Here is a 7067-nt window from a genome sequence, read left to right as displayed (position 1 = left end):
TTCAGAGGTGCAAGCACCTCATCAACTCCGCTCGACTTGCATGTATTAGGCACGCCGCCAGCGTTCGTCCTGAGCCAGGATCAAACTCTCCAAATTGGTGTTTGTCCGTGAAACCTCTCTCTAACCAAAGGTCAGATTGAAGTTTCTCGTCTGCTCATTACTTTTTATCGCTTTTTTCATCAATCCGTTAGGATTCATGAGGCAGTTTTACTCGTTGTTCAGTTTTCAAAGAGCAATCTTTTCTTTCGTGTCGTTCGCGTGTATCTCAGCGGCGACAAGAAATAATATATCACATTCGCCTATCTCTTTGCAAGTACTTTTTTTCGTATTCGACATTTTTTTTAGTGTGTCGAATTCGTTTTGTAAGTGCCTTGCAGAAGCGGCGAGATTTAATTTATCACAAATCGATCAATGAAGTCAAGCATGATTTTTAATGTATTATTAAAATAAAAAAAGCTTGCCAGCCAAAACAAATGACTTAACAAGCACTTTTGAAGTTATGTATTGCCATCACTTATTAGCAAGCATATATCGCAGCTCAACCACTCCTGAATCGTTCGCTTCCTGCATAACCGCAACCTCTCGTATATACTCACGCTTAACCAGCTTCTGAAGTACTAATGAAAGATCAATATGCAGCACATTAATAGAAGAATGAGTTTGCAGCTCGGTAATGCTCCAAGGCTCCTCGCGGCTTGCTAATATATTGAACAATAAAGAGCAGCTTGATTTCATTTTGTTCATGACAGAGAACTCACAGCCCAGCATGACTAGCTGGACTCTTTGCTCCAATGTCTCTGGACTTACAGTCAGCTCTTCGTATAACTTATAGATGCCGGGATGAACTCGCTTGAGCTGCTTCCATACCGTCAATTCAGGATGGCGACCCTCTTCTATAAGCGCAATATGCGCCCAATGATGAAGAGCTGTCAGCACATGACTGTATGCATCTAATAAATTCCCATCCAATAAGTCCTGTTTCGCTTGTAAGTAGGTTCTCAAAAAACCAGTAAACTCCGTGAATTGCTTTTGCTCCCTCATGGAATCAGGAAACTGCAGCAGGCGCTCTCGCATCGTTTTTAAATAGCCGTCGCGATCCAACAAGATCTCCCCCCGAACTAGCCACTCAATAATATTACGATTTTCTCCGCCGGACACCCACTCGTTTAAGCTGTTCTGATCAATTCTGCGAGCCAATACTCGCTTACCCTCGAATTGAATATGCTCCATTTCATTAAGCCGGAGGTCCTGCTTAAAAATCATAAGTACTAATAGGTCCAGACCATCAATTAAAGGATTGTATGGATATGGATTTTCAATAACAGCTAGACTAACTAAGCTCTGCTCTTCTTTATAACTGTTTACGAAGTGCGCTTTTATCTGTTCCACTTGGTCCTCCATATAGCTAATCACATTTTATTAAGCTATAATAATAATCTACAGTTTATTTCTTTTTCGACAGGTTGGATGCACATTCCTGCTTACTGTTGAAGAAAAACAGTTGCAAATTCATAAGTCATTAATCATAGGAAGGGTTTGAACAGATGAAAAAGTTTTTTTTCAAATCAGCTAAAATCAATGAATTCCGGCTTTGGGGACTCATTTTCACCTTAGTTGGCATGGGGGTCATGATTCTTGGCACAGCGGGGATTGTTTTCTGGGGCCAGGCCGGTAAAATCGTTGCGGGTATATTCATGGTTATTGGCATGTTTGCTCTGCTTATTAGCGTAGTTGTTTACTTCTGGGCTGGAATGATGTCAACAAGCGCCACGATGCTGCAATGTCCCGAATGCGGTCGTCCGACCAAAATGCTAGGAAAAACGGATCGATGCATGTATTGCAAAACAATGTTAACTTTAGATCCTAATGAAGCAACTCATAGTCCTTCTTAACAGCAATCACAAATCTATAAAAACAGCGCCCTATCGACTATCGATAGGGCGCTGCTTTTATAGAAGAGGAAAGTATTATGGCTTCATTTGAAGGGCATCATCCATCGTTCTCCAAATAGATGGCGTCTGGAATGCTCGCTGCCATGATGCTACACCTGCTAAATCATATTTTCGAATAAGCTCGATACGCGCCCTCATCGATATGTCATCCTCTAGCCAGATCCGCTGCAGCGCTCCATCCTCCGTATATTCCACATAATTTTGACCGGCTGCTTCATCGAATACCGGAGTCAGCTTCTTCTCTGCGATGATTCCCTTAATGCGTTCCATGCCTACCGCTTTCGAGGATACGGATACATTCCCGTCGTCGCCCTTTTTTTCTGTCCATATTCGTGTGTAAAGCGGGACGCTGAGTACGAGCTTGCTTGCTGGCACGCCGTCCTCCTCTAGAATACGTACAATTGACCTCTCCGTCCACGGTAAAGATGCAACGGAGCCAGATTTCGGGCTTGATCCCCAGTGCTCGTCATACGCCATAACCATCATGTAATCCACCACGCTGCCGAGTGCGGCCCGATCAAGAAACAAAGACCACATTTCGCTGTTGGACTTCGGTGTAACATCTATTGAAACGACAAGACCTTGCTCATGAAGGAGCGGCGTCAATTCGCGAATAAATTGCACAAAATTTTCTTTGTCAGCGGTATGCACATTTTCAAAATCGATATTAATACCTTGTAAATTGTATACCTCCGCAAATCCAAGCAATTGCTGAATCATGGAGAACCGAGTATCAACATTAGCTAGTACCTTCGTCGTTCGCTCCGGCTCGAAAGCATTACTGAACAAAGCCCATATTTGAAGTCCTTGCTGATGTGCCCATTTCACATAGGCAGGATCAGCTTTGCCTTTAATCGTCCCTTTGTCGTCTGCCACTTCAAACCAGGTTGGACTAACCACATTGACACCCTGCATGGGTGCAATTTTTGTCGTATCGATTTTCCGTTCATAGACGGCTTCCCAGGTCATATTGATTTTATTGCCAAGTACCTTCCAGGCTATGAAAGGAGGCTCAACGGCGGGCTTAGGAACTTGTTCAATTGTGGTTAGCCTTATATCTTCCTTATTCATAAAACCAACCAACCCGCTTGTGCTTTGTACAAGCAGCCAACCATCGTGATCCTCCCATATTCGTATCGGCTGTGCTTGCGGCACTTTTTCTACGAATGGGGAACGAATCGTTGCTTCAGTTCGAATGGCTGCTCCATTTTCTGTCGTGACTTCACCCATTTGTATAGTATCTCCCGCCGTTAGAAGCGTCACAACACCCGTTTCTTGAACATATTCTACTTGCAGCCCGTATAGCTCTGTCAATGGATCAGCCGGAATATAAATCGTACCCTCTGCACTTTCTGCAGCTATCGTCAGATCATAGGGCTTCTGATTGATTGTAGCTGTCAGGGAGTCAGTCTTCAGATGAAGCACTTTATTAGCCGTTGTAAAAATTATCGAGCCTGAATCCGATTCATAACGGATGGGCTTGTCCTCTCCAAGCACCTGCTGAACGACAGCAAGCGGAAGCTTAACTCCATTATTTTCTATAATAGCTCCTTGTTCAGCTTCCTTTCCTTGAGCGAGGATGGGATATTCATCATTAAAGCTGGGACTAACCCTATCTCCATTTGGAATAAAACGCATATAGCCATACCAAGCAAACACGGTTAAGGCTGCGACTATAAATAAAAAAAACAATCCCCGGGCACCTCGATTGCCTTTTCGGCGCGGCGCTCGGTTGTACACCGTTTCCAAATCATCACTCTCCCGTTCCTTATATGATGCGCTTTGTTGTCGTGCTAATAAAAAACGTGCTGTTTAGCGTATAATCGCTTCCCGGCACGTTCTTGTGAGACTGGTATAAGTCTATTATTTCACTGATGATTTACAGGTTGAGCAAGTACCGTATATTTCCATACGATGTCCCTCTACGACGAAGCCCGTAACGCTGGATGCAGCCCGCTCCACCTCGAGCAGCGGCGGATAATCAAAATCAACGATTGAACCGCATTGCTTGCAAATGGCGTGGTAATGATCGGATAAATCCGAATCAAACCGGCTTGAATCATCCCCATAAGTCAATTCACGCACTAAGCCAGCCTCAACGAATAAACGCAGATTATTATATATGGTTGCTACACTCATGCTTGGATAAGTCGGGGATAGCGCTTTGTAAATTTCATCTGCAGTTGGATGTGTCATCGAATCCATCAAGTAGCTTAATATGGCGTGACGCTGCGGGGTCATCCGGACGCCATTCATCTTCAGTTGCTCCAATGCTAAGTTAACGCTGGCTCCCATTCCCCTCACGCCTTTCAAAAGTAGTTATGGCTATTGTACGTTCTTGCTTAAGAATTTGTCAATGAAAGCGCCTTTTTAGTTGCCCCGAAAACGATTGACTACGATACTGTTTGTCGCATTGATCTGAATACGGTAAGTGCCTTCGCCTATTGTGCCTCTTATCGTTTTCTTACTTATATCAAGCGGCAAATCGGTTGTAATATTTCCGAAAGTTACCGATCCGTAAACCGTGTAATGCCCATCCTCAGGCACTGAGAGTTTAATTTCCCCAACGGTGCTGTCTACATCCCAATTGCCGCCTACAATCTCACTGTTTACCTCAATGCCTCCATTAAGTGTATCTGCATTAACCGCAGCACCGACACCATCGATTTTGATTTTACCATTTTTCGTTTCCGCTTCGATGTCGCCCTTGACCTGCTTTAATTCCAGACTGCCGTTAAGCGTGTTCGCATACAGCTTTCCTTCGATGTCTGCAGCCGTAATCGTGCCATTCTTCGTCTCAAGCGTGCTGTTTCCAACTATTTTGCTTGCGTTGATTCCACCATTATTTCCTTTGACGGAAACCGGACCGATAATGTTAGTTACCGTTATGAGCCCCATATTGCTGCCAATCTCCAGTCCGCCTGGCAAATCTAAACCAGAAACATCTATAGAACCGTTATCTGCTTCAATTGTTAGCTTAACGGGTGTTTTTTGCGGAGACTCTGCGTCTTCAGGCGGATTTAGATTATCTATCGGCTCCATTCCTATAGTATCATGATCCTCTGCCACGGCTTGAGTATTTGGGTCAACTGACAGCTCTGATTCAGTCATTGCTTCGGATTCTGGAACTGCTGCCCCTTCTCCTTCAAGAGGTTCAATAGCTTCTGCGGGTGTTGAAGTTGGCAGCGGTACCTCTTCCATCTCCAGCTTGTCTGACATCGATAGAGGTACCGTCACGGTCATATTCATTCTCGGCTTTCTACTGCCGTTTGTGCTATAAGACTGTCCCTTCGCTTCGAGCTCTACCTCTGTGCCGGGAGTAACTTTAACAACGGATTCTTCCGCAATGACATTTGCTTCAGCTTCATTAGACAGATCAACCCATACGGCTGTCATAACTTCGATTTCCTGCACATCGCCGGAACGCACCGTCACTTGTCCATTCGGATTCACAATTCGAATCAGCGAGATTCCCTCTTCAAGCGGAACTTTAATAACTGCTTTGTCATAACGAAAGCCCTTCTCTTCTCCATAATCGACACTTCCGTTTAGATCCACATTAAATTGATCCAGCCAGCGAAAAGGTATATCTGCATATTGGGTTACAGCAAAGGCTGTCGCCGTAATGACGAGGGCAATCATCCCGCCTGCAAGATCCAGGCGCACCTTCTTCTCTTTGTCTTTGAATATTACGCTGAACATGACTACTTCTATTCCTAGCAAAATAAAAATAACCGGCCACCATTGGCCAAGCAGCGCTATATGATTACGGCCTTGAATCTGATCCCACAGCAGCAATGCTCCTACCGTCAGGACAAGCGCTGCTGCCGTAAACCTTCCTAACTTAATCATAGACAACGATCCTCTCCGTGAGCGCAGGAGCAGCAACAATGAAGCAACCATTATTATGGGCCCAACGCATAGCTCGGCCAGCTCATTCATCCAGGGCAAAATCATTTCCGGCGGCCTGATCAATATTAGCATAATTGTTCCTGCCGTTAAAAGTAACAGACCATCCGAGATACCGAATACCTTTGGTTCGACTGCATTTTCTATGCTTTGAAGCGAATCAAACACGCTAATGAAATAGAAAACGGGAAGCATCATTCCTAAGTAAACGATAAGCAGCAGATGTCTGCCCCCATCCGAATCTGCGAGTCGCACGATCGCAGTGAGATCAAGCAGAAATATGGCAAGCAGCAGCAAGCCGCGCCGATGCTGTCCTGCATATAAATGTCCTGCACCTGGTATTGCAAAGGCGAATAATACGGCGAGCAGCCTGTTCTTTTGACTTTTTATTCTGAGCTTACCCAACGCACACCCTCCAGCTGCTTCATTTGATCAAGCAATGTGAATAAGGCGACTTTTTTTGGTAAAGTAACATACACCCGCAGGATAACCGACTCCTCATCAGCAGCCTCATCACTTTCCTCAAGCTGCATTTTGCGGATTACAATTTTCATATCCGCCAGTAAACGATTAAGTTCATGCAGAGTGCGCGTAATGCTGCTAGATCTGAGCGTGAAACATCTCTCCTTCTTCGTGCTGATGTATCTCTTCTCGAGCTTATTGAGAGCCCACAACGTGATAAGCACCATAAACGTCGTAATGGCTGAAGCAAAAAAGAAGCCTGCCCCAACAGCCAAGCCAATGGCCGAAACGACCCACAAGGAGGCCGCTGTCGTTAATCCCGTAATGGATTTACCGGTAAATAGAATTGTACCTGCGCCAAGGAAGCCTATGCCCGTAATGACAGCCGCGGCTAAACGAGCAGGGTCAATCCTTACATTTGGCTCATCAACGAAGGCTGCAAAACCGTACATGGATAAGAGCATCAGCAAACAAGAGCCTAGGCAAACAAGTATATTTGTTCGAAAGCCAGCCGCATGATTGGACTGCTCCCGCTCAAAGCCGATAAGTCCGCCTAACAGCAAAGCAAGAAGCAGTCGGAGTAAAATATCAAGCTCACTAATATACCAGGGGTTATGAAGTGTATTCATCAGCATAGGATCCCGACCTTTCATTGCTCTTTATTGTACCATAATTGTATGCAGATATAAGAGTAAGCAGGCCCTTCAATCTGACAAAATAAAGACGCCATCCATCATGATGATG

6 protein-coding genes and 1 rRNA gene are annotated in these 7067 nt (G+C 44.8%); 1 reads left to right on the top strand and 6 read right to left on the bottom strand.

Features of this window, described 5'->3' with window-relative positions; translation table 11 throughout:
* Positions 1 to 96: ribosomal RNA gene (locus tag ACO9K6_RS17645) — 16S ribosomal RNA — on the bottom strand; the annotation flags it as partial.
* Between the two features lie 414 nt (positions 97 to 510).
* On the bottom strand, positions 511 to 1389 hold the full coding sequence (locus ACO9K6_RS17640) for a nucleotidyltransferase-like protein (protein WP_424768860.1): 879 nt from the start codon (positions 1387 to 1389) through the stop codon (positions 511 to 513).
* Positions 1390 to 1544: 155 nt separating this feature from the next.
* Between ACO9K6_RS17640 and ACO9K6_RS17635 the strand changes: the two genes are divergently transcribed.
* The gene (locus ACO9K6_RS17635) at positions 1545 to 1892 is read left to right on the top strand and encodes a YgzB family protein (RefSeq protein ID WP_424768859.1); all 348 of its coding nucleotides are present in this window, start codon (positions 1545 to 1547) and stop codon (positions 1890 to 1892) included.
* 75 nt (positions 1893 to 1967) lie between these two features.
* Here ACO9K6_RS17635 and ACO9K6_RS17630 read toward each other — a convergent pair whose 3' ends face one another.
* The 4 genes from ACO9K6_RS17630 to ACO9K6_RS17615 form a co-directional block, all read right to left on the bottom strand.
* Entirely contained in the window at positions 1968 to 3692 is a 1725-nt protein-coding gene (locus tag ACO9K6_RS17630; protein ID WP_424768866.1) for a glycosyl hydrolase family 18 protein, read from the bottom strand.
* 123 nt (positions 3693 to 3815) lie between these two features.
* Positions 3816 to 4247: a peroxide-responsive transcriptional repressor PerR gene (perR, locus tag ACO9K6_RS17625; protein ID WP_424768858.1), complete on the bottom strand. Its 432-nt coding sequence runs from the start codon at positions 4245 to 4247 to the stop codon at positions 3816 to 3818.
* A gap of 75 nt (positions 4248 to 4322) precedes the next feature.
* Positions 4323 to 6266 carry a DUF4097 family beta strand repeat-containing protein gene (locus ACO9K6_RS17620; protein WP_424768857.1) on the bottom strand — a complete coding sequence of 648 codons (1944 nt, stop codon included), beginning with the start codon at positions 6264 to 6266 and terminating at the stop codon, positions 4323 to 4325.
* On the bottom strand, positions 6248 to 6952 hold the full coding sequence (locus tag ACO9K6_RS17615; RefSeq protein WP_424768856.1) for an MgtC/SapB family protein: 705 nt from the start codon (positions 6950 to 6952) through the stop codon (positions 6248 to 6250). The genes ACO9K6_RS17620 and ACO9K6_RS17615 overlap by 19 nt, the downstream gene beginning before the upstream one ends.
* Positions 6953 to 7067: the final 115 nt, after the last annotated feature.

This window comes from Paenibacillus praedii, from assembly GCF_049725345.1.
GTDB lineage: Bacteria > Bacillota > Bacilli > Paenibacillales > Paenibacillaceae > Pristimantibacillus.
This window is presented reverse-complemented; position numbering and strand designations above follow the sequence as displayed.

Coding starts and splice junctions, on each gene's coding strand:
- ACO9K6_RS17635 (WP_424768859.1), top strand. CDS start 1,545: ATGAAAAAGTTTTTTTTCAAATCAGCTAAAATCAATGAATTCCGGCTT.
- perR (WP_424768858.1), bottom strand. CDS start 4,247: ATGGGAGCCAGCGTTAACTTAGCATTGGAGCAACTGAAGATGAATGGC.
- ACO9K6_RS17615 (WP_424768856.1), bottom strand. CDS start 6,952: ATGAATACACTTCATAACCCCTGGTATATTAGTGAGCTTGATATTTTA.